Source organism: Nocardiopsis sp. LOL_012 (genome assembly GCF_048060475.1).
Classification (GTDB): Bacteria; Actinomycetota; Actinomycetes; order Streptosporangiales; family Streptosporangiaceae; genus Nocardiopsis.
Map to the genome: position 1 here is coordinate 53,923 of NZ_JBHMIV010000007.1, position 20,492 is coordinate 74,414.

A 20,492-nucleotide genomic window follows, 5' to 3' on the forward strand; every position below is an offset into this window, starting at 1 on the left:
CCGGAGGTCTACAGCCTCGTGGGCGCCGACACGCCGAGCAGGAAGAGCCCGGTGCGGAGGACCCCGGCGACGGCGGCTGGCAGCGCCGGATCCGAGGCGGCCTCCGCCGCGTCGGTTCCGGCGGCGGGACAGGACCACCACTCATCGTAGGCACGGGCCAGCGCTTCCAGGTATCTGACCAGGATATGGGGTTCCTCTCGGCGCGCGGCGGCGTCCACCGCGCTGGTCCCGTCGAACAGCAGCCCCCGCACCGCGGCGGCGTGCCCGGCGCAGGCGCTGCGGGCGGGCGCCCCCTCCGCCCTCCAGCGGACCCGGCTCACCGCGTGCGCGTGGACCCTGCGCAGCAGGAAGGCGGGGTTGTCGTCGGTCAGCCGCACCCACGCGCCGGGGTGCTCGGCGGAGGGCAGCACGGGTAGGCCGCTGCCGGTGGTCTCGGCCTCCCGGGGGCGTTCGGGGACCGAGCGGCAGAACGCGATCCGGGCGGCGGCCTCCCCGATCGCCCCGAGCACGCGCGCGGCGGGGGTCGGCGGCTCCACGGCCGCGCCGTCGAGGTAGGGGTCGCTCCAGAGGACCTCGGCGTCCCCGGGGCCGGGCGGAGGGGCCGGTCCGCCCACGGCCGCGGCGAGCCGCAGCCGGGCGTCCGCCCTGGCCAGGCGGCGCGCCTGGGCCACCGGCCCGGCCTCGTGCAGGGGGGAGAGCGGCCACCGGCCCGCCCCGTCCCAGGGGCGGCCGGTGAGGAAGCGGGGACCGTCTGCGGCGGCGGCGAGCAGTGCGGCGCGCTGCTCGGCGGTGAAGACGGCGCTGACGAACCCGCGCGCGTCAGCCGCGGCCGACACCGAATCGGCCAGGCCCTCCTCGCGCATCGCGCCCAGACGGGCCGCGACCCGCTCCGCCACCCTCACATCGGGTTCGGGCCCGCGGCTGCGCTCCCCCGCCAGGCGGACCAGCCTCGGCGGCAGCGCGCTGGCCGCGTCGGCGCCGTCGGCGGCACCGGTGCCGCGCGGCCACACCAGGGGGATGTCGCCGGGGTCCAGGGAGAGCGCTTCTGCGGCGGCCCGGCGCACCACGGATTCGAGTACCCAGGGGGTCACGGCCCTTCCCCGGCGCCGTCGACGAAGCTGCGGATGAGGTCGACCAGGGCGTCGGGGTCGAAGGGCTTGGTGACGTAGGCGTCGACGCCGAGGTGCTCGCCCCGCAGCCGGTCGTCCTCCTGCGCCCGGGCCGTCACCAGGACGATCCGGCAGTCGCGCCGGGCCCGGTCCGCGCGCAGGCGCTCGGCCACGGTCCAGCCGTCGACGCGCGGCATCATGACGTCGAGGGTGACGATGTGGGGGTCGATGTACCCGACCCGGTCGAGGCAGTCCTGGCCGTCGACCGCGGTGAAGACCTCGAACCCCTCCAGTTCGAGGTTGAGGCGGATGAGTTCCCGGATCACCTCGTCGTCCTCGACGACGAGAACCCGTGCGGGTAGGGCGTTCACGGACGCGACACTATCCCCGCGGGGTGACGGTGCACCAGCGGGCGGGGGCGATCCGCGGCCCGGAGCGCCGTTTTCCCGTTGGACGAAGCGCGCGGGGCCCCTGCTAGAGTTGTTCTCGCGAACGGGCCCCCTTAGCTCAGGGGATAGAGCAACGGCCTCCGGAGCCGTGTGCGCAGGTTCGAATCCTGCAGGGGGCACTCCAACGCGGACCAGTACCACAGCAGTGCTGACCAGGCGATACGGCGTCCTTCGGGGCGCCTTTCGTGTGTCGGTTCGCGTTACCTTCCCCCGTGTTCCCCGAGCTTGCGTGGTCAGGCCGTGGTCAGGGCGCAGAAGACACAAAGGGTGGAAACCATATGGAACTGGTGCACTCCGGCAAGGTCCGGGACGTCTACGCCGACGACGACGACCTCATCCTGGTCGCCTCGGACCGGGTCAGCGTCTACGACGTCGTCCTGCCCACCCCCGTCCCGGACAAGGGCAAGGTCCTCACGCAGCTCTCCCTGTGGTGGTTCGACCAGATCAGCGACATCATCCCCAACCACGTCGTCTCCGCCACCGACGTGCCCGAACAGTGGGCCGGACGAGCCGTGCGCTGCCGCAGGCTCACCATGCTCCCCGTGGAGTGGATCGCCCGCGGCTACCTCGCCGGCCTGGGCCTGAAGGAGTACCAGAAGCAGGGCACCGTCTCCGGCGTCTCCCTGCCCCCGGGCCTGGTGGAGGCGTCCAGGCTGCCCGAGCCGATCTTCACCCCCACCACCAAGGCCACCGAGGGACACGACGAGTTCATCACCTTCGACGACGTCGTCGACGAGATCGGCCGCGAGACCGCCGACCGCCTGCGCGAGACCACCCTGGAGATCTACCGTCGGGGTGCCGAGATCGCCGCCGAGCGCGGCATCGTCATCGCCGACACCAAGCTGGAGTTCGGCCGGGCCCCCGACGGCACGCTCATGCTCGCCGACGAGGTCCTGACCTCCGATTCCTCCCGGTTCTGGCCCGCCGACGACTGGGAGCCCGGACGACCCCAGCACGCCTTCGACAAGCAGTTCGTCCGCGACTGGTCCAGCACCGTCCCCGGTTGGGACCGCACCCCGCCCGGCCCGGAGATCCCCGACGAGGTCGTCCGGATCACCCGTGCCCGCTACGTCGAGGCCTACGAGCGCATCACCGGCCAGACCTTCCGGCCCTGACCCGGGCCCGCTCCCCCGGGGAGCGGGCAGCCTCACAGGACGTCGCGACCGGGTTCGTGCTCCACATCCCAGTACTGGATGAATCCCTCACCGCAGTCGAAGTCCTCGAAGTCCATGTTGGCGAGGGACAGGTTGTTCTCGATCGCCTGGATCGCGCCCGGAGCCGCCCGGAAGGATCTTCCGGGCCGATCCCACAGGTCCACCACCAGCAGCGGATGCCGGGGGTCGCGCATGGTCAGTTCATCCGCGACCATCAGGAACGAGTGGGAGTCACAGGGTGTCAGGGCCATGAGCTGTTCAAAGGTCAGGCCACTGTGGCTGGTGTCGTCCACTGTGTCGACGTGTGCCTGGGGCGCGCCCGGGTCGTCCTCAAGCGGTTCGGCGCCCTCGTCGAAGACGGGAAATCGCACAGCCCCTATGACCATGTCCCATACCTCGTCGTCACCGTGGTGAGTACGTACGACCAGCGGGTTCTCGCTCACGGGGAGCCGAGACGGATGTCCTGTGCAGGGGCGATAGCGGGGAGGGGCGGACAGTAGGTCCAATTCGGCGCCGAACACCTGGTCAGGTTCCCGGGGCAGTGTGGCCCTGTCGGCGTCCAGCCCTGTCGTCCCGGAAGAGAGCACCAGGTAGAGCATCGCCGCCTGGCGGGTTCCGATCCGCATCACACTCTCGTAGGAGACGAAAGGTTCCTCTCGTGGCTCGTCGTCCTCGGGAGAGAACATGAAGGCGAGGAGGGGTCGGTGCACGGGATCGTCCATCGTGCGGCCGTCGGCCAGCAGCACCAGTTCCGGGCGCCAGGGGCCGGCCTGTTCCAATGCCGAGGCGATCTCGGCGGTGGTGGCGTCCCGCCAGGCGGGATCGTCGACCAGGACCAAGATCCTGTCTTCCCGTGTGTGAGCGATCCCGTCGTCCCCACTCTTACGGGGGGACGGATACACACCGGGCAGGTCGATCAGGTGCGCAAGGGTCTCCCGCCACGCGTCCTGATCGTCGAAGGCCGTGCGCACCACCAAGAGGCCCGGGGGTGCCTCCTCGCTCGTGCCAGAGAAGGGAAGGGAGGGAAGCGGGGGACGTCGCATGGGAAGCACCTCGTACGTGGAGGGGACGGGACTGGCCACATGGATATCAGGAGCCCGCGACAAAGCCATCGATTCCGACCATGGTCCATCCCCACGTGCGCGGGGCTCACCTACCGTCCTGGGATAGGGTGCGCTCGGGAAACGTCATCAGGACGTAGAGCGGCCCCGGCACTCACCGGGGCCGTTTCTCTCGGCAGCGTCAGAACTGGTCGGCGCCGACCGCCTGGCCGATGGGGAAACTGTGCCGGGAGGCGGCGCAGATCGTTTCCAGCGCATGGATCGGTACGTCCTCGGTGGAGTAGCTGACACGCAGCACCTGGACGACCCACTCACCGGGGATGTCGAGAAGGTCGGCCTCATACGGTGTCGGCGGTCGTGCGGTCAGGGTTTCGGTGGCGTGCCCGAACTCGTGCCCCAGGTCCTCGATGGCGGCCTGGAGAGTAGGCAGGACGAACCCGTCACCGTCGAGCCGGGTGTTCTCGCCGACGTCCACCCGAAAATAGGACGTACTGATGCGAACCGGCACCGAATTGGCCCAGAACATTTTGCGCCGAGCGATGACGGAGTCCCCCGGCTCCACCCGTAGCCCGAGGGCTACGTGCTCGTTCGCGGGTTCTTGGCCAACGAACAGCATTTTGCGCTCCGGGGCGAGTCCCTGCTGTTCGGCCTCGGTCAGGTAGAGAGATTTCGATCCCCGCGTGGACGGAGGCGTTGGCAGCGCCCGCTGGACCAGTACCCGGGGGCGGGGCTCCACCGGCCCGGTCGGTGACCTGTGGGCGGAGCCGTCCGCGCCCGCCTTCTTCATCTGGGACACGCGGCCAGGGGATACACCGAGATGCCGGGCGATGTCCTCCTGGAGCAGTCCGGACTGCTGGGCCTCGATGATGGCGCCACGCCGGATACGGGACAGCTCAACACTCTGTCCCTGCAAGCTGGCCATGGCGGCGGATGCCGCCCGCGCTCTTTCCAACGGGTCGGTCATAGCTGCGATGTCGTGCAATGTCCTTGCATCCATGGCGAATCCTCATCTCCAGGTACTCCACACGGCAAACTTTAGCCCCCCTATTGCGGATGGCGAAAGGGTGGGTTACCGTCGTCACACGCGAAGGTTTAGCCCCTATAAAGTCAGCGCCTCGGCGTCGACCAGCAGTAGGCGATAGAGCGGTTGACGGCCACGGATCCAGTGTTCCCGAGGCCGCTCGGCCCGAGCGCGACACCGCATGTCCTCACCACCCGGGCACAGACATGTGGTGTACGTCCTGATGACCTATCCCGCCGGACCGCACGGCCCCTGGAGGTGTGCGCTTTGCGCTACCTGCGACACCACGAACCCCGCCCGGCGTGGCGGCTCGCGGCCACCGTCCCGCCCCCGCGCCGCCCGCGCCGCGCCCGCCGAGTGCGCTTCTACGCCCACCCCGTTGGGGACCTCGCACCGCTCGCCCAGGCCATCGCCCGCCTGCTCACCCTCCAGGGGGCCGCCGCAGGATCGACATCACCACAGGCGGCCTGCTCGCCGCCGCGAGCGGGGACCTGCTCGGGGCGCTGGACATGGTGGAGGGGGCGCTCTCGCGCCTGCCGGTGGCCTACGCCGCCGAGCCCCCGTCCTCCGGGAAGCCGCAGACCTCGGGGAAGCGAGCCTCCGGCTCCATCCGGCGGGTGGTCTGACATGAGGCGTGTGTGCGACATCGCCGAACTGCCCACCCTGGCCGAGCTCGCAGCGTGGGCGCGCGGGCACGGCGCGGGGCTGCGCTACCTGGGGCCGAACCTGGAGGGGCGGGCGGTCTACGCCGCGCCCCGGGGCCACCTCACCCGGGTGGCGGTGACGGAGAGGCCCGACCCGCACCGGCCGCCGCTGGTGTGGACCTCGCCCCTGGAACACCTGGAGGCGGTGACGTGAGCCTGGACAGGGCCCTGGGCGAAGTGCTGGAGGGCCGGTGGGTGCTCACCACCCGCACCGCCGACGACGGCACCGTCACCTACGTGGCCCACCGCCCACCGGGCTGGTCCGACCCCGGCGACGCGTTCGAGGAGACCACCGCGCCCGACACCGCCACACTCCGAGCCCGACTCGCCCAAAGGTGCCGCCGGGACGTGTGACAGGCCGCTCCGGCCCCGAGCACTCCCCCGCCCGGGGGCGGAGCCCACACACGCCGACCCCTGCACCAGTGCAGGGGTCAACCCCATCCCCGCGTGCGCGGGGAGCAGCTTTCTGAGCTGCGACTCTATCCGCGTGCACCCCTCGAATATGCAAGCTGCCGAGAAACAGACACCTCACGCATCCGCACCCTCCAAACGACATAAGACCCAAACGCTCTACGACGATTCCCGCAACGGCCAGACCTCGACCACGCCCTGTGCGACCGCGCACGGGGTCTTCGACACGAGTTCGGCGGCTTCCTCGACGGTCGCGGTCTCGATGACCGTGAACCCGGCTACCGGGAGGGCCGAGGACATGAAGGGGCCATGCCCCACCGTGGCACCAGCGCCGCCGTGGTTGCTCACCTGTACAGGTGCGTCGGCGACGCCCATGAGGGCCCCGGCCTCACGCAGGAGGGCGTCATGCGCGTGCGCCTCGTCCCGGACCGCCGCATCGGTGCGATCGTAGCCGTCCCGGTCCCCGTATCCGATGGCGACGAACTTGGCCATGACAGAACCTCCCTATCGTTCGAAGGAAGCACTCGCGATCACCGCCCCGGATGCACGCCGCAGCACTTCCCCACCCTGATTTCGCTACTGTGTTCGACTAAGAGAGTAGCGGGGCCGAGACGGTCTGTCAGGAGAATCGGCGAACTTCACCGGCCGACTTCTTCCCCCGGCCACCTGGAGGGCCGACGAGCGGCGGGCGCCGCACACGGTGGACTCAGGCGATCCCCAGCAGCCGCTGGACGCTGGGCCAGACCTCGTCCAGCAGGCCCGGGTCGTTGCGCACCCGAGCCAGCAGCACCCCGCCTTCGATCTGGGCGACCACCGAGCGGGCGAGGGCGTGCACCTCGCGTTCTTCCCCGACCACACCCGCCTCTCGGGCCTCGGCGACCAGACGGGCGACCATGTCGGCCTGCTCGTCGAACACACCGACCAGCCGTGCGCTCACCTCGGGTTCCCGCCCGCTCAGCTCCAGGGCGAGGTTGCCGTACACGCAGCCGTGGATGGCCCCTTCCTCGCCGTAGTCGGCGCGCTGGGCGCTGATCAGGCATTCGACCAGGTTCCGGAGCCGCTCCAGAGGGGTGTCGGCGCGGTCGAGGACCGCTTCCAGCGAACGGCGCTCCTCGGCCCAGCGGCTCTCCAGCATCTCCAGGGTCAGCGCCTGCTTCGAGTCGAAGAAATGATAGAAGCTGCCCTTGCGCACGCCGGCGTCGGCGCAGATCTCGGCGACCCCGAGGGCGGTGTAGCCGCGGGTGCGCATGAGCCTGCGCGAGGAGTCGAGGATGCGGTCCCTGGCGTCGCTGGTACGTCCCATGCGCTGAGGATATACGGACGGTCAACTACTTGTGAGATCCCCTACGAGGCCAGCGGCTTGCCAAATAGTTGACCGGTCGTCTATGTTGTTTCCACTGGAACCTCCCAGGTGCCCTCACCACTGATGTGAAAGCAGGAAACCCATGCCCGACGTTCGTATCGCCGTCGCCTTCCACAGCGGCTTCGGCCACACCGCCCGCCAGGCCGAGGCCGTGGCCCGGGGCGCCGAAGACATCGACGGTGCCAGTTCCTCACTGCACGACGTCACCGCGCTGGAGGACGGGCTGTGGTCGGCACTCGACGCGGCCGACGCCATCGTGTTCGGCGCCCCCACCTACATGGGCACCCCCTCCGCCGTCTTCCAGGCGTTCGCCGAGGCCAGCGCCCCCATCTGGCTACGGCGGGGGTGGCAGGGCAAGCTCGCCGCCGGGTTCACCAACTCCGCGGGCGCCAACGGCAACAAGGACAACGCGCTCACCGCGCTCTCGGTGCTAGCCGCCCAGCACGGGATGCTCTGGGTGCCGCTCGGGCTGCTCCCCGGGGGCGAATACACCAGCGGCGGCAGCCGCGACGACCTCAACCGGCTCGGCGGCTTCACCGGCGCCATGGCCCAGTCCTCCTCCGATCTGGGCCCCGACACCACACCCATCGACAGCGACCTGCGCACCGCCGAACACCTGGGCTCCCAGGTGGCCGGGGCGGCGCTGCGGTTCGCTCGCGGGCACGCGGAGGTGGCGGCATGACCGCGCGTCCCGGCAGCGCGCTCACCGAGGCGCTGGGCATCCGCCTGCCCGTCGTCCAGGGCCCGTTCGGCGGCGGGCTGTCCACGGTCGCGCTGGCCGCGGCCGTCTCGGAGGCGGGCGGTCTGGGCTCCTACGGTGTCCACGCCATGGCCGCCGACCGCATCGGCCCCCTGGTGGAGGAGATCCGGGCGGCCACCTCCGCCCCCTTCGCCGTCAACCTGTGGATACCGCGCGCCGGCGAGGAGCGCCCGATCCCGGACGAGGGCGCGCTGGCCGCGCACACCGACCGGCTGGCCCCGTACTACGCCGAGTCCGGCCTCACCCCGCCGAGCCTGGAGGAGGCCAACGCGCGCAAGGACTTCGACGCGCAGGTCGACGCCGTCCTGGCGGCCCGCCCGCCGGTGATCAGCATCGTGATGGGGACGCCTCCACCTCGGCTGGTCGAGGGCGCGCGGGGTATCGGGGCTCCGCTGGTGGGCACGGCCACGACGGTGGCCGAGGCCCGCGCGCTCGAAGAGGCGGGCTGCGACGTGGTCGTGGCCTCGGGGAGCGACGCGGGCGGGCACCGGGGGTCCTTCCTGGGGCCGGTGCGCGAGTCGCTGGTGGGCACGTTCTCGCTGGTTCCGCAGGTGCGCGACGCCGTGTCCGTGCCGGTGGTCGCGGCGGGCGGCATCGCCGACGGGCGCGGGGTCGCCGCCGCGCTGACGCTGGGCGCGGACGGGGTGCAGGTGGGCACCGGTTTCCTGCGGACCCCGGAATCTGGGGCGAGCCCGGTCCACCGCGAGGCGCTGGCCTCCGAGCGGGCCCGGACCACCGTGCTGACCCGGCTCTTCTCGGGGCGTCCGGCCCGGGGTATCGCCAACGGTCTGGTGCGCGGGATGGCCGACGCCGAGGACCGGGTACCGGCCTACCCGGCGCAGAACAACCTGATGATGCCGATCCGGGCGGCCGCCGCGGCGTCGGGGCGGGAGGACCGGCTCAACCTGTGGTCGGGGCAGGCCGCCGCGCTGGCCTCCGGGGCGGGCGCCGGGAAGTACCTGGCGTCGCTCGTGGCGGAGGCGGAGAAGGTGCTCGGCACCCCGCTGTAAGCGCCCGGGTCCGGACCGCCGCACTCGGCGGTCCGGACCCTCCCCGTATGCACGGGGATCGGACCGGAGTCCGATCCTCACGGCCCCTCGAATCAGCGCGTTTTCGGGAAGGAAGACCTCCCACGCGTCTCTGACGTTTCCCTCTGCTCTCCGCAGCCCGGTCGACGAAGGCCGGTCGAACGACCACAAGCGCTCACCCCGAGGAGGAAGGCGGGCACCGAGGGGGCGGCCCGACCACTACACTTTGGCACCGCTCTGGGACCGAGCGCTCTGGAAGATCGCCGGTGCTTACCGGAAACCAGGAGAAGCCGCACCGTTTTCAACGGATTTGTCGGCTGGCTCTGGTGCGGTGCCCCTGGGTGCCCTAGCGTTCTTTTCATGAAATTCCTGGTACGTGAACGCATCTTCGACATCGGTGACGACTACTGGGTCCTCGACGAGAACGACGAGAAGGTCTACCTCGTCGACGGCAAGGCCCTGCGGCTGCGCACGACCTTCGAACTCAAGGACACCGAGGGCGAGGTCCTGGCGACCATCCGCGAGAAGATGTTCAAGATCCGCGACACGGTGCACATCAAGCGCGAGAACGGCCCCTCCGCCACCGTGCGCGAGCGCCTGTTCGACCCCCTGCGCGAGAAGATCGTCGTGGAGGTCGACGACGCCCCCGACTGGGAGATCACCGGCGACTTCCTCGGCAAGGAGTACGTGATCAGCGACGAGAACGGCACCGTCGCCCACATCTCGCGCAAGCTGCTCACCGTCGTCCGCGACGCCTACGCGGTGGACGTCAACACCCACCGCGACGACGTCGGCGGCGACCCCGCCCTGGTGATCTCCGTGGCGGTGGCCGTCGACGCCCTGACCAAGGACGACGAGAAGGAGGGGGACGACGGGGAGGAGTGACCTTCCCCGGTCCTCACGCGGCGGGCCACGAACTCCCGGTCATGTCATAGGCCAGGTGGAACCAGACCTTGCGGATGCTGGGGTGCCCGTTGTCGCCCCAGGCGGTGGCGAAGCTGTCGACCAGGGCGAGCCCCCTGCCGCTCTCGGCGGTCAGCCGGTCGCCGGTCGGCACCTCGGCCGAGAGAAGGCCTCCCCCGTCGGGAAGCGAACGGGTCGGACGCCCGTTGTCCCTGCACACGAGCGTCAGCCCGTTCGCGGCCCGGGTCACCTTGAGGACGAAGGTCTGCCCCTCCTCGCCCGAGCGGCTGTGCCGCAGTGCGTTGGTCGCCAGTTCCGTGCCCAGCAGAGTGAACAGGTAGCGGTAGTCGCCCTCGCGCGCGGCCGCGCACGTGTCCAGGAAGGAACGGACCAGGGGCATGCTCCTGGCCTGGCCGGGGAACTCCCAGTGCCGCTTGGTGTAGGGGACCGGGGGGCGGCGGTTGAAGTAGTGCCGGTACTCGTCCGGTACACCCGCCAGGACGGACTGGGTGTCCTCGGCGAGGGCGGGCACGGGAACGAGCGTGGGCATGGAGGGCTCCTTAGGGGCGGTTCTGCGGGCGAGGAGGGAACCGTGGCAGGGGGCTGCCAAGAGTCCGGGACCGTGTGGGGGACGGGTCGGGACCGGCTACGACCTTACGCGATCGAAGCCCTGCGTAACAGGGGATGCGGCTATGGCGAACGCCCCGTTTCCCCTCAGCGGTGCCGCTCGGGTGCCCCCTGCACAGGCGTCCGGGACAATGGGGACGTGACACGAGGAAAACTCCGCGTCTACCTGGGCCCGGCCCCGGGCGCGGGCACCACGCACAGCGCGCTGGCCGACGCCAGGCGCAGGGCAGCGGACGGGGGCGACGTGGTCGTCGCGGCCGTGCACACCCGTCACCGGGAGGGGACGCTCGCCCTGTTGGAGGGGCTCGAAACGGTTCCTCCGCTCCCCTCCGGGGCGGTGGACACCGCCGCCGTCCTGGCCCGGTCCCCGCAGGTGGTCGTCGTGGACCACCTCGCCCACACCAACGGGGGCCGATCGGCCAACGAGGCCCGCTGGCAGGACGTGGAGGAACTGCTGGACGCGGGGATCGACGTCGTCTCCACCGTGGGCGTCCACCACCTGGAGTCGCTCAACGACGTCGTGAAGCAGATCACCGGCGTGCGCCCCGAGGAGACCGTCCCCGACCAGGTGGTGCGGCGCGCGGCCGAGGTCGAACTCGTCGACGTCACGCCGCAGGAGCTGCGGCGGCGCATGGCGCACGGCGACATCCACCCCGCCGAGCGCGTGGACGCGGCCCTGTCGTCCTACTACCGGGAGGGCAACCTGGCGGCGCTGCGCGAACTGGCGCTGCTGTGGACCGCCGACAACGTGGAGGAGGGGCTGTCCCGCTACCGCGGCGAGCACGAGATCCGCAGTACCTGGGAGGCGCGTGAGCGTGTCGTGGTGGCGCTCACCGGGGGGCCGGAGGGGGAGACCCTGATCCGCCGGGCGGCGCGGGTGGCGGCGCGTTCGCGCGGGGGGCGCCCACAGCCCAGCCACCTGCTGGCGGTGCACGTGGTGGGGCCGGAGGCCATCGGGCGGCCGCTCACGGAGGACCTGGTGCGGCAACGCAAGCTGCTCGCGGAGCTGGGCGGCACCTACCACCAGGTGATCGGCTCCGACGTGCCCAAGGGGCTGCTGGACTTCGCCCGGGGTGTGCACGCCACCCAGATCGTGCTGGGGTCGTCGCGCCGCCGGCCGTGGCAGTACGTGTTCGGTCCGGGGGTGGGCGCGATCGTCGCCCGGGAGTCGGGCGACATCGACGTGCACATCGTCACCCACGAGCAGGTGGGGAGCGGGATGTGGCTGCTCCCCCGCCCCGGGCGCGGGGTGGGCGAGCACCGCAGGGTGACCGGCTGGGGGCTGGCCGGCGTGGCGCCCGCCGTGATGGCGATGCTGTTGCTGCTGCCGCCGTTCCAGGGTGTGGGGCTGTCCTCGGACGCGATGTTCCTGATGCTGGCGACGGTCGCGGCGGCGGCCGTCGGCGGTCTGTGGCCCGCGCTGGCCTCGGCGTTCTGGAGCGCGCTGCTGCTCATCCTCGTGCTGTCCCCTTACCACGGGCGGCCTCCGGTGTCGCTGGACAACGCGGTGGCCCTGACCGCTTTCCTGTCGGTGGGGGTGCTGGTGGCGGTGGTGGCGGAGATGGCCGCCCGGCGCTCGGTGCAGGCGGCGCGGGGCCGCGCGGAGGCCGACATGATCGCCCTGCTGGCGGGGAGCGTCCTGGCGGGGAACGAGCCGCTCCAGGCGCTGCTGCGGCGGATCCGCAAGACGTTCGGCCAGCGGTCGGCGACCCTGTTGGAGCGGGTGGAGGGCGACCGGTGGCGGGCGGTGCACAGTGTGGGCGCCCCCGCGTGCGAGGCCCCCGACGACGCGGACGCGCTGGTGACGATCTCCGACTCCCTGGCGCTGGCGCTGCGCGGCCACGTGCTGCCCGCCGCCGACCGGGGGGTGCTGTGGGCGTTCGCCGCCCACCTGGGTATCGCCCTGGAGCACCAGCGGCTGGAGTGGGACGCGGCCGAGGCCCAGCGCAAGGTGGCGGGCAACCGTATCCGCACCGCGCTGCTGGCCGCGGTCTCGCACGATCTGCGCACGCCGCTCACCTCGATCAAGGCGAGCACGGAGAGTCTGCGCGCCACCGACATCGAGCTCGCTCCGGAGGACCGGGACGCCCTGCTGGAGACCGTGGAGGAGTCCGCGGACCGGCTCAACCGCCTGATCGACAACCTTCTGGACATGAGCCGGGTGCAGACGGACAGTGTGCGGCCCAAGATCCGGCCGATCGGTCTGGAGGAGGTCGTGGCGGCCACGCTGATCGGCCTGCCGGGCGGCGCGGTCACGGTGGACGTCCCCGACGGGCTGCCCCGGGTCAGCGCCGACGCGGGCCTGCTGGAGCGGGCGGTGGCCAACGTGGTGTCGAACGCGGTACGCCACAACCCCGATCCGGACGTGCCGGTCCTCGTCGCGGCGAGCTCGCACGGCGACCGTGTGCAGTTGCGGGTGGTGGACCGGGGGCCGGGCGTCTCCGACGAGGGGAAGCAGCGGATGTTCGAGGCGTTCCAGCGGTTGGGGGACGCTCCGCAGGGCACCGGGGTGGGTCTGGGGCTGGCGGTCGCGCGTGGTTTCGTGGAGGCGGTGCACGGCACGCTCACCCCGGAGGACACTCCGGGCGGGGGACTGACGATGGTGTTCGACCTCAGGGCCGAGGGTCCGGGCACGGAGGACGAGACACGGGAGAGGGGCGCCGATGCGGGTCCTGGTCGTTGACGACGACATGCAGATCATCCGTGCCATGCGTATCAACCTGCGGGCGCGCGGCCACGACGTGGACACGGCGCCCGACGGGGCGGCGGCCCTGCGGCTGGCGGCCGAGCACCATCCGGACGTGGTGCTGCTGGACCTGGGGTTGCCGGACATGGAGGGCATGGAGGTCATCCAGCGGCTGCGCGGTTGGTCGCAGGTGCCGATCATCGTGCTGTCGGCGCGCCACTCGGCGGGTGAGAAGGTGCGCTGCCTGGACTCGGGGGCGGACGACTACGTCACGAAGCCGTTCGGGATGGACGAACTGCTGGCGCGGATGCGCGCCGCCGAGCGCAGGTCGGTGCGCTCGGCGGAGGCACCGGTGGTGCGTACGCCCTGTTTCACCGTCGACCTGGGGGCCAAGCGCGTGCTCAAGGAGGGGGAGGAGGTGCGGTTGACCCCGACGGAGTGGCACATCCTGGAGATCCTGGCGCGCTGCTCGGGGCATCTGGTGAGCCAGCGCCGCCTGCTCCAGGAGGTGTGGGGGCCGGCGTACCAGAGCGAGACCAACTACCTGCGGGTGTACATGGCGCAACTGCGCCGGAAGCTGGAGCCGGACCCGGCGTGCCCGCGGTACCTCATCACCGAGGCGGGCCGAGGGTACCGGTTCGAGACACCGGAGGGGTCGGCCTGACCCCTACCGGGTCACCTGGCGTGGGCGCGGCCGGTGACGAGGGTGTCCTCCATCAGCTCCATGAGGGTGGCGAACTGGTCGGTGTGGCCCTGGGCCCGGTTGACCATGGCCACGGCCATGCAGGGGGCGAAGGCCCGGACCCACTCCATCATCCGTTCGCCGTCCACACCCATGGTGCGGGAGAGCTCGGCCACCCTGCGCTCGACCTCGGTGACGCTCGCGGCCTTCCACACGGCCCAGTCCACGGCGTCCACCGCCCCGTCTCCGTAGCAGGCGCGCGGGTCGACGGCGACCAGTCCCCGCGGCCCCCCGTCGAGGACGTTGCCCGGGTGCAGGTCGCCGTGCAGGGGGGCGAGGTCGAGCTCGCCGACGGCGAGGGCGCGGGCCCTGTTGTAGCCCTGGTGCATGGCCGTGGGGGAGACGATGTCCACGGCGGGCCCCTCGTTGCGTTCGCGGGACCAGAGGTCGAAGACGAACTGGACGCGGGCCATGAGCGGGCGCAGCTCCATGAGCCGTCGGCGCGGTACGTCGACGCCGTGGAGCTGGGAGACGAGGGTGCCGATGGTGGCCATCGGTGGGACCACTCCGGTCTCGGCGATGGTGGCGTCGCGTTCGATCCGCTCCATGAGGATGGCGCCGTGACCGGAGTCCAGTGCCCACACCCGCGGTACCCGGCCCGTGGGTCTCCACATGCGGAGCATGGCGGCCTCGGAGACGGCCAGGCCGCTGTCGGGGGTCAGTTTGAGGACGCCCTTCCTGCCGTCGGCGAGGGTGGCGTAGAGGACCACGGACGTGCGTCCGTGCGTGGCGGGCCCGTCGACGGTCAGCCGCCACTCCGCCGCGAGCTTGTCCACCACGGCGGGGAGTTCGGACAGCCAGTCGACCACATGGCCTCCGAAGCGGCGTTTGAGCCGCCGCAACTGCCGATCATCGACGAACTGCGCCGTGATGTCGTTCATACGTCCACCTTCGGTTCGCTGACGTCGGCGCCGTCGCGGTCCGGACACCGTGGCGGGGCGCACGGGCGCGTCCCTGCGGTCCGCCGTGGCCGGGGACTGCTGCGGGGGCCCTCCGCTGCGACGTGAGGGGCGCTTGGCCTGGGCGGGACCATGTCCGGCCCGTCCCGCGCCGCTTCCCTGCGGTACGGAGCCGTACGGTCGTGTGGGTGCGGGTTTTCCCACCCCTTGGGCACATACCCATCCGGGGGACTCCGGTAACGGTTTCGCCACAGTCGGACCTCCCGGGCAACCGTCGCCGCCTCAGGCGAGGCGGCCCTTGGCCGCCCTGTGCTGGGCGAGCAGGGTGTCCACGACGAGCTCGGACGGCCAGAGCGGTGCGGTGAGGGCGGTGACGTCGAGTCCGCGGAGGAGGTCGAAGTCGGGCCCGTCCACCAGGCGCCAGGCGGCCACGGCCACGCGCTCGCGGCCGTCGCGGCGCAGCCGGTCGACCGCGTCGAAGACCGACGGCGCCCATGTGCGCAGGTAGCCGACCTGGACCGGGGCTCCGAGGCGTCGGCTGAGCATGCGGGCGACGTCCGTGACCACCTGGCGCTCGTCCGAACCGGTGGTGCCGTCGGCGGCGAGGACCACGCCGTCGTCGGTGCTCCACCCGGACTCGGTGAGGCGGCCGGCCAGGTCGGCGACGATGGAGGGGACCGCGCCCAGCGGGGTGGTCCGGCAGGCGTCGCCCATGCTGGAGAGGTCGAGCCGGGAGAGCAGGTTGGCGCTGGCCACGTCCCCTCCCGCGACGTAGGCGGGGACGACCACCTTGGGCCCCTTCACGGAGGCGATGGCGGAGGCCACCTCGTCCGGGCTTCCGAAGGCCGGGGCCACGGGGGCCTCACCGCGTTCGGCTACGGCCTCGGCCAGGCCGCACAGGGCGTCCCTCCGGTGGGCGTCACGGGAATCGTCGGCCACGAGGACCATTGTGGGGACCATGTACGGCTCCTTGGGATCGCTGTGGAGATCTGCCGTTGCCCCGAGCGTAAAGCGACCCCGTTTCGGGGGCGTGCACGCGTGTTACGCCGAGGAAAACATCGGACAATGGCTGTGATGGTTATCTCCGGATGCTGCCTTGGTGAACCATAACGATCCGGGGTTCCTTGTGGGCGCGACCACCATATCCACCCCGATCTGCGACAATACTTCGAAAAATGGTGAAAGTGATCTCCGATGGGGCTGGAGAACTTCACGTGAATACGCGGAGGAGGGTTCGGGAAGACCGATGAACTCGACCCCCGGAAAGGTGGCACAAAGAAATTCCCATGCATATGCATCAAACATATGCACATGCTTCTTCCAGCGCTCCCCGGACCGGGTTCCCGGCCCCGTACCGCCACCGGAGCCAACCCTGCCCTGCCCTGCCCTGCCACAAGCGGATGACACCTGTCAAGGGTGCGCTCTCCCCTTCCGGGCTAGCCGCGCACCACCTGACGTGGGGAGACCAGGGTGCGAGTACGGCGTGATCACTTGCTATCGCGCCCCCGCTCTGTCCAGACTTGATTGTCGGACGCGCACCGCGTCCCGGTCCCCGCCCTTCGGCGGAGCCGACGAACCTCTCAGACTGGAGTGAGCATGGCCGTCCACCCACGGGTGCAGACGCTGGCCCAAGCCTTCCTCGCGCACGCGGACCGGACCGCCCCCGGGCTGGTCGAAGGCCTCTATCTGACGGGTTCCGTCGCACTCGGCGACTTCCGGCCCCACACCAGCGACGTCGACTTCGTCATCGTCACCTCCCGCGCTCCGGAACCGCACCTGCTGCGCCGCGTCCACGCGCTCACCCGGGCCGACGTGCCGCAGCCGCAGTTCAACGGAATCCACCTCACCTGGGACGACCTCACCCGGGACCCGGCCTCCTGCGGCCCGGTCGCCTCGGTGGTCGGCGGGCGGTTCCACGCCCGGTCCCGCAACGACGTCAACCCCGTCACCTGGCACGTCCTGGCCGAGCACGGCGTGACCGTGCGCGGGCCCCACCCGCTCGAACTGGACGTGTGGGACGAGCCCGGCAGTCTGCGCGCGTGGTCCCTCGGGTCGCTGGACGAGCACTGGAGCCGGTGGCGTGAGAAGGCCGGGCGCCTGGTCACCCCGCGCGGTCTGGCCGTGCTCGGGTCCCTGGCCCCCTCCTGGAGCGTCCTGAGCGTCAGCCGGCTGCACTTCACCCTCAAGACGGGGGAGATCACCTCCAAGTCGGGGGCGGGCGCCTACGCCCTGCACGCCTTCCCCGAACGCTGGCAGCGCATCCTCAACGAGTGCCTGCGCGTACGCCGCGGCGGCCAGGCCCCGTCCCTGTACGAGAACGCCCTGGCCCGCCGCCGCGCGGCCCTGGACTACATCGAGATGGTGCTGGACGACGCCCTGCGCCCCGGTCTGGCCGTCTGAGCACCCGTACGGGCCCCACACCGCCGTGGGGAGGGCAGCACGGATCCGGGTCCCCGGTGAACCGCTCATGTCCTAATCTGTGGGGCATGGCCATGCACCCCATCGTCCGTTTCGGCGACCCCGTCCTCGTCACCCCGACCACCCCCGTCACCCGTTTCGGCCAGCGCACCGAGGCCCTGGTGCGCGACCTCTTGGACACGGTGGACGCGCCGGGCCGCGCCGGGGTGGCCGCCACCCAGATCGGGGTGGGGATGCGGGTGTTCAGTTACAACGTCGACGGACGCATCGGGTACGTCATCAACCCGCGGATCGCGGAGCGGTCCGCGGAGACGCAGGAGGGCGACGAGGGCTGCCTGTCGGTCCCCGAACTGTGGTATCCCACACGCCGCGCCCAGCGCGCCGTCGTCACCGGGGTGGACCTGCGCAACGAGCCGGTCACGGTGGAGGGGGCGGGGCTCATGGCGCGCTGCCTGCAACACGAGACGGACCACCTCGACGGCATGCTCTACATCGAACGGCTCGACCCCGACACACGCAAGCGGGCGATGCGCGACATCCGCCGCTCCTCCTGGTTCCTGCCGGACGCGGCGCCCTCCCCCGCCCCGTCGCCGTCCCTTCCGAGCGCCTTCGGCGGTGCGGGCTGAGGCGGATCACCATCCGCTGCCCATCCTGTGCCCAACTCCGGGTATCTTTCAGGACACATCCCCGCACACTCCCCCGACGTCTCTTGAGTCGACACACCGCAACCGAGATCTCGTAGAGTCCGTCCCGCGCTCCCCAGCCACGGCACCTCCCACCCGCCGCGGCAGGAAGCGCGCGGCCGGACCAGGTACGGAGTCAGCACGATGCCACCCTCTCCCGGCCCCACCGCCCCGCGCCGCGGGCGCACGGTCCTCACGATCACCGCCCTCGCCTCGGCCCTCGTGGTCGCTGCGGCGGCCTCGGCGTACGCCGACCCCGAGGACGTCGACATCGACGAGCTCACCGAGCGCGCGGAGGAGCTGGAGGAGTCCTACAACGGCGAACTCCTCCAGTTCACCGAGATCCGCGACCGCGCCGAGGAGGCCGAGGAGGACCTGGCCGAGATCGAGGAGGAGCTGGAGGCCTCACGGGGCGGCGTCTCCGTCATCGCGCACTCGCGGTACAGGAACACCGGGATGGACCCCGCACTCCAGATCGTGTTCTCCAGCGACCCCGAGTCGATGTTCGCCGACGCGGCGGCCGTCGACTACATCGGTGAGAGCCAGGCCGGGCAGATCAGCGGTCTCGTCCGGACGCACGAGGAGCGGGAGCAGATCCTGGAGGACCTGAACGACGAGCTGGCCGAGGCCGAAGAGCTCATCGACCACCTGGAGGAGCAGAAGGAAGAGGTCGAGGAGCAGATCGCCGAGTACGAGGCCGAGCAGGTCCCCGAGACCCGGGGCAACGGCACGGTCCCGGCGAGCGCCCAGGGCGGCGGCTGGAGTTCCACCACGCCCCGTATGGCGGCGATCCGCGACGAGATCATCCGGGTCCACGGCGCCCCCTACCCGGTGGGCTGCTGGCGCAACACCGCGGACGACCACGGCGACGGACGCGCCTGCGACTTCATGATGAGCTCCGGCGGCGCTTGGCCCTCGGACGCCAACAACGCGCTGGGCGACCAGATCGCCCAGTACGCCATCGACAACGCCTCCCGGCTCGGTGTGGACTACGTCATCTGGAAGCAGCGGATCTGGCAGCAGACCAACCCGTCGTGGGTGTTCATGAACGACCGCGGCAGCACCACCGCCAACCACTACGACCACGTGCACATCAGCTCGTACTGATGGGCGGGCTACGACACGTCCCGCCCGTCACCCGCCACCACCCTCAACGGACACCTACGGCGCAGCCCCCACCAACCGTCACCCGCCACCACCCTCAACGGACACCTACGGCGCGGTTCTGCTGCGGGAACGGGTCCGGGCCAGTGGCAGGGCGGCCACCAGCGCGGCGGCGGCCAGTGCGAAGGCCGGCCCGTAGCCGAGCATCTGGATGAGCATCCCGATCACCATCGCCCCGGCGCCGGTGCCCCCGTCGTAGCCCATGTTCCACACCGCGCTGGCCCGGCCTACCCCGGCCGGGCCAGCGCGGTCCAGCATGACGGTGAGCGTCTCGTTCTGTACCGCGCCGAACCCGAGCCCGAGCAGGGCGGTCCCGGCCAGGACGAGGAGGACCGCCGCGGCCCCGGGCGCCGCCCCGTCCCCGCCGGACCACAGAGCGGCGGCGACGAGGCACACGCCCACCGCCGCCGCCACGGTGCCCGGCACCAGCAGTACGGTCCGTCCGAAGCGGTCATAGAGATTCCCGGCCGCGCCCCGGCCGATGACGACGCCCAGCGCGTACCCGGCGAGGGCTCCGGCCACGGTCCACGCGGCCCCCTCGAAGGGGATCGCCAGGAAGGTGCTGACGGCGGCGCCCGCCGAGGCGGTCAGGAGCATGAGGACCAGCGGTGCGGCCAGGAGTGGCAGTGGAACCGGCGGCGCGGGGGCGGCGACCCGCGTCCGTGTGCGGCCTGTGAGCACCGCCCGGTTGCGGCCGCCGTCGGCGTACCAGATGCCCACGGAGAACACGGCACCCGCCACCGAGCACAGACCGGTGATCCAGAAGGCGGTGTCGAACCCGAAGGCGAGGGCCAGTCCCACACCGCCGGGCAGGATGAGGACCTGGGGCAGGCCGAGCGCCAGCCCGTAGTAACTCGTGGCCCGCCCCACCTGCGCCGGGGGCACCAACCGCGCGGCCAGAGCGGTTCCGGCGACCGTGACCATCCCGAACCCGACGCCGCGCACGGCCGAGACGGCGATCAGCGGCGCCAGGTCGTCGGTGAGCGCGAACAGAGGGGTGGGGGCGCCCATGACCAGGCAGCCGACGGGCAGAATCCACCGGTATCCGCACCGCTCCAGGAGCCGGGGCATGAAGATCTGGGTGGCCACGGTGGTGAGCATGAACGCGGTCGTGGTGCTCCCGGCGCCGAACTCGCCCGCGCCTCCCCGCGTCGCCCACAGGGGGACGAGGGGGAGCACGGCAGCGAAGCCGCAGAACCCGACGGCGGTGGCCGCGAGCAGCAGGGCGAACCCCCGGCCTCGGAGTCCGGGAAGGCCGGTCGCTTCGGGTGCACGCGCCGAGGATGATGGGCGGTTTCTTGCCATCATTC

At 71.4% G+C, this 20,492-nt stretch carries 21 protein-coding genes and 1 tRNA gene; 12 read left to right on the forward strand and 10 right to left on the reverse strand.

Features of this window, described 5'->3' with window-relative positions; genetic code table 11:
• Positions 1-8: 8 nt before the first annotated feature.
• Positions 9-1,091 carry a DALR anticodon-binding domain-containing protein gene (locus tag ACFHWE_RS06500; RefSeq protein WP_416599696.1) on the reverse strand — a complete coding sequence of 361 codons (1,083 nt, stop codon included), beginning with the start codon at positions 1,089-1,091 and terminating at the stop codon, positions 9-11.
• Positions 1,088-1,480 (reverse strand): response regulator transcription factor, encoded by a 393-nt coding sequence (locus tag ACFHWE_RS06505; protein WP_416599697.1) that lies wholly within the window; start codon positions 1,478-1,480, stop codon positions 1,088-1,090. The genes ACFHWE_RS06500 and ACFHWE_RS06505 overlap by 4 nt, the downstream gene beginning before the upstream one ends.
• A gap of 125 nt (positions 1,481-1,605) precedes the next feature.
• On the opposite strand from ACFHWE_RS06505, the gene ACFHWE_RS06510 reads away from it, so the two are divergent.
• Both ACFHWE_RS06510 and ACFHWE_RS06515 read left to right on the forward strand, forming a co-directional pair.
• Positions 1,606-1,677, forward strand: a tRNA-Arg gene (locus ACFHWE_RS06510).
• Between the two features lie 159 nt (positions 1,678-1,836).
• Positions 1,837-2,673: a phosphoribosylaminoimidazolesuccinocarboxamide synthase gene (locus tag ACFHWE_RS06515; protein WP_416599698.1), complete on the forward strand. Its 837-nt coding sequence runs from the start codon at positions 1,837-1,839 to the stop codon at positions 2,671-2,673.
• A 32-nt stretch (positions 2,674-2,705) separates the two neighbouring features.
• Here the strand turns inward: ACFHWE_RS06515 and ACFHWE_RS06520 are convergent, their stop codons facing one another.
• Both ACFHWE_RS06520 and ACFHWE_RS06525 read right to left on the reverse strand, forming a co-directional pair.
• Complete coding sequence (locus ACFHWE_RS06520) at positions 2,706-3,755, reverse strand: DUF6924 domain-containing protein (RefSeq protein ID WP_416599699.1); 1,050 nt, start codon at positions 3,753-3,755, stop codon at positions 2,706-2,708.
• Between the two features lie 199 nt (positions 3,756-3,954).
• On the reverse strand, positions 3,955-4,695 hold the full coding sequence (locus ACFHWE_RS06525) for a GntR family transcriptional regulator (protein ID WP_416599700.1): 741 nt from the start codon (positions 4,693-4,695) through the stop codon (positions 3,955-3,957).
• Between the two features lie 726 nt (positions 4,696-5,421).
• On the opposite strand from ACFHWE_RS06525, the gene ACFHWE_RS06530 reads away from it, so the two are divergent.
• Positions 5,422-5,652 (forward strand): hypothetical protein, encoded by a 231-nt coding sequence (locus tag ACFHWE_RS06530; RefSeq protein ID WP_416599701.1) that lies wholly within the window; start codon positions 5,422-5,424, stop codon positions 5,650-5,652.
• Positions 5,649-5,852 carry a hypothetical protein gene (locus tag ACFHWE_RS06535; protein ID WP_416599702.1) on the forward strand — a complete coding sequence of 68 codons (204 nt, stop codon included), beginning with the start codon at positions 5,649-5,651 and terminating at the stop codon, positions 5,850-5,852. The genes ACFHWE_RS06530 and ACFHWE_RS06535 overlap by 4 nt, the downstream gene beginning before the upstream one ends.
• Positions 5,853-6,068: 216 nt before the next feature.
• Here ACFHWE_RS06535 and ACFHWE_RS06540 read toward each other — a convergent pair whose 3' ends face one another.
• A complete protein-coding gene (locus ACFHWE_RS06540; protein WP_416599703.1) occupies positions 6,069-6,401 on the reverse strand; it encodes a YciI family protein in 333 nt (110 codons plus the stop codon).
• Between the two features lie 214 nt (positions 6,402-6,615).
• On the reverse strand, positions 6,616-7,212 hold the full coding sequence (locus ACFHWE_RS06545) for a TetR/AcrR family transcriptional regulator (protein WP_416599704.1): 597 nt from the start codon (positions 7,210-7,212) through the stop codon (positions 6,616-6,618).
• Between the two features lie 142 nt (positions 7,213-7,354).
• Between ACFHWE_RS06545 and ACFHWE_RS06550 the strand changes: the two genes are divergently transcribed.
• The 3 genes from ACFHWE_RS06550 (at position 7,355) to ACFHWE_RS06560 (ending at position 9,945) form a co-directional block, all read left to right on the forward strand.
• Positions 7,355-7,954 (forward strand): flavodoxin family protein, encoded by a 600-nt coding sequence (locus tag ACFHWE_RS06550; RefSeq protein WP_416599705.1) that lies wholly within the window; start codon positions 7,355-7,357, stop codon positions 7,952-7,954.
• Positions 7,951-9,042, forward strand: a complete 1,092-nt coding sequence (locus ACFHWE_RS06555) for an NAD(P)H-dependent flavin oxidoreductase (RefSeq protein WP_416599706.1) — start codon at positions 7,951-7,953, stop codon at positions 9,040-9,042. Before ACFHWE_RS06550 ends, ACFHWE_RS06555 begins: the two co-directional genes overlap by 4 nt.
• A 378-nt stretch (positions 9,043-9,420) precedes the next feature.
• On the forward strand, positions 9,421-9,945 hold the full coding sequence (locus ACFHWE_RS06560) for an LURP-one-related/scramblase family protein (RefSeq protein WP_416599707.1): 525 nt from the start codon (positions 9,421-9,423) through the stop codon (positions 9,943-9,945).
• 13 nt (positions 9,946-9,958) lie between these two features.
• On the opposite strand, the gene ACFHWE_RS06565 is transcribed toward ACFHWE_RS06560, so the two are convergent.
• Positions 9,959-10,513, reverse strand: coding sequence for an ATP-binding protein (locus ACFHWE_RS06565; RefSeq protein WP_416599708.1), 555 nt, complete (start codon positions 10,511-10,513; stop codon positions 9,959-9,961).
• Positions 10,514-10,729: 216 nt separating this feature from the next.
• Here ACFHWE_RS06565 and ACFHWE_RS06570 point away from each other — a divergent pair, with 216 nt between their 5' ends.
• Positions 10,730-13,273 carry an ATP-binding protein gene (locus tag ACFHWE_RS06570; protein ID WP_416599709.1) on the forward strand — a complete coding sequence of 848 codons (2,544 nt, stop codon included), beginning with the start codon at positions 10,730-10,732 and terminating at the stop codon, positions 13,271-13,273.
• On the forward strand, positions 13,254-13,940 hold the full coding sequence (locus ACFHWE_RS06575) for a response regulator (protein ID WP_416599710.1): 687 nt from the start codon (positions 13,254-13,256) through the stop codon (positions 13,938-13,940). The genes ACFHWE_RS06570 and ACFHWE_RS06575 overlap by 20 nt, the downstream gene beginning before the upstream one ends.
• An 11-nt stretch (positions 13,941-13,951) precedes the next feature.
• Here the strand turns inward: ACFHWE_RS06575 and ACFHWE_RS06580 are convergent, their stop codons facing one another.
• Positions 13,952-14,899, reverse strand: coding sequence for an aminoglycoside phosphotransferase family protein (locus tag ACFHWE_RS06580; RefSeq protein WP_416599711.1), 948 nt, complete (start codon positions 14,897-14,899; stop codon positions 13,952-13,954).
• A gap of 300 nt (positions 14,900-15,199) precedes the next feature.
• Positions 15,200-15,877: a sirohydrochlorin chelatase gene (locus tag ACFHWE_RS06585; protein ID WP_416599712.1), complete on the reverse strand. Its 678-nt coding sequence runs from the start codon at positions 15,875-15,877 to the stop codon at positions 15,200-15,202.
• A 636-nt stretch (positions 15,878-16,513) separates the two neighbouring features.
• On the opposite strand from ACFHWE_RS06585, the gene ACFHWE_RS06590 reads away from it, so the two are divergent.
• The 3 genes from ACFHWE_RS06590 (at position 16,514) to ACFHWE_RS06600 (ending at position 19,125) form a co-directional block, all read left to right on the forward strand.
• On the forward strand, positions 16,514-17,317 hold the full coding sequence (locus ACFHWE_RS06590) for an aminoglycoside adenylyltransferase domain-containing protein (RefSeq protein WP_416599713.1): 804 nt from the start codon (positions 16,514-16,516) through the stop codon (positions 17,315-17,317).
• 86 nt (positions 17,318-17,403) lie between these two features.
• Entirely contained in the window at positions 17,404-17,961 is a 558-nt protein-coding gene (def, locus tag ACFHWE_RS06595; RefSeq protein WP_416599714.1) for a peptide deformylase, read from the forward strand.
• Positions 17,962-18,162: 201 nt separating this feature from the next.
• Positions 18,163-19,125 carry a hypothetical protein gene (locus tag ACFHWE_RS06600; RefSeq protein WP_416599715.1) on the forward strand — a complete coding sequence of 321 codons (963 nt, stop codon included), beginning with the start codon at positions 18,163-18,165 and terminating at the stop codon, positions 19,123-19,125.
• Between the two features lie 105 nt (positions 19,126-19,230).
• Here ACFHWE_RS06600 and ACFHWE_RS06605 read toward each other — a convergent pair whose 3' ends face one another.
• Positions 19,231-20,487 carry an MFS transporter gene (locus ACFHWE_RS06605; protein ID WP_416599716.1) on the reverse strand — a complete coding sequence of 419 codons (1,257 nt, stop codon included), beginning with the start codon at positions 20,485-20,487 and terminating at the stop codon, positions 19,231-19,233.
• Between the last annotated feature and the right edge of the window lie 5 nt (positions 20,488-20,492).

What these genes read in the sequence shown, in the direction of transcription:
- ACFHWE_RS06515 (WP_416599698.1), top strand. Translation starts at nt 1,837, where the DNA reads ATGGAACTGGTGCACTCCGGCAAGGTCCGGGACGTCTACGCCGACGAC.
- ACFHWE_RS06520 (WP_416599699.1), bottom strand. Translation starts at nt 3,755, where the DNA reads ATGCGACGTCCCCCGCTTCCCTCCCTTCCCTTCTCTGGCACGAGCGAG.
- ACFHWE_RS06525 (WP_416599700.1), bottom strand. Translation starts at nt 4,695, where the DNA reads ATGGCCAGCTTGCAGGGACAGAGTGTTGAGCTGTCCCGTATCCGGCGT.
- ACFHWE_RS06530 (WP_416599701.1), top strand. Translation starts at nt 5,422, where the DNA reads ATGAGGCGTGTGTGCGACATCGCCGAACTGCCCACCCTGGCCGAGCTC.
- ACFHWE_RS06540 (WP_416599703.1), bottom strand. Translation starts at nt 6,401, where the DNA reads ATGGCCAAGTTCGTCGCCATCGGATACGGGGACCGGGACGGCTACGAT.
- ACFHWE_RS06545 (WP_416599704.1), bottom strand. Translation starts at nt 7,212, where the DNA reads ATGGGACGTACCAGCGACGCCAGGGACCGCATCCTCGACTCCTCGCGC.
- ACFHWE_RS06550 (WP_416599705.1), top strand. Translation starts at nt 7,355, where the DNA reads ATGCCCGACGTTCGTATCGCCGTCGCCTTCCACAGCGGCTTCGGCCAC.
- ACFHWE_RS06555 (WP_416599706.1), top strand. Translation starts at nt 7,951, where the DNA reads ATGACCGCGCGTCCCGGCAGCGCGCTCACCGAGGCGCTGGGCATCCGC.
- ACFHWE_RS06560 (WP_416599707.1), top strand. Translation starts at nt 9,421, where the DNA reads ATGAAATTCCTGGTACGTGAACGCATCTTCGACATCGGTGACGACTAC.
- ACFHWE_RS06565 (WP_416599708.1), bottom strand. Translation starts at nt 10,513, where the DNA reads ATGCCCACGCTCGTTCCCGTGCCCGCCCTCGCCGAGGACACCCAGTCC.
- ACFHWE_RS06575 (WP_416599710.1), top strand. Translation starts at nt 13,254, where the DNA reads ATGCGGGTCCTGGTCGTTGACGACGACATGCAGATCATCCGTGCCATG.
- ACFHWE_RS06580 (WP_416599711.1), bottom strand. Translation starts at nt 14,899, where the DNA reads ATGAACGACATCACGGCGCAGTTCGTCGATGATCGGCAGTTGCGGCGG.
- ACFHWE_RS06585 (WP_416599712.1), bottom strand. Translation starts at nt 15,877, where the DNA reads ATGGTCCCCACAATGGTCCTCGTGGCCGACGATTCCCGTGACGCCCAC.
- ACFHWE_RS06590 (WP_416599713.1), top strand. Translation starts at nt 16,514, where the DNA reads ATGGCCGTCCACCCACGGGTGCAGACGCTGGCCCAAGCCTTCCTCGCG.
- def (WP_416599714.1), top strand. Translation starts at nt 17,404, where the DNA reads ATGGCCATGCACCCCATCGTCCGTTTCGGCGACCCCGTCCTCGTCACC.
- ACFHWE_RS06600 (WP_416599715.1), top strand. Translation starts at nt 18,163, where the DNA reads ATGCCACCCTCTCCCGGCCCCACCGCCCCGCGCCGCGGGCGCACGGTC.
- ACFHWE_RS06605 (WP_416599716.1), bottom strand. Translation starts at nt 20,487, where the DNA reads ATGGCAAGAAACCGCCCATCATCCTCGGCGCGTGCACCCGAAGCGACC.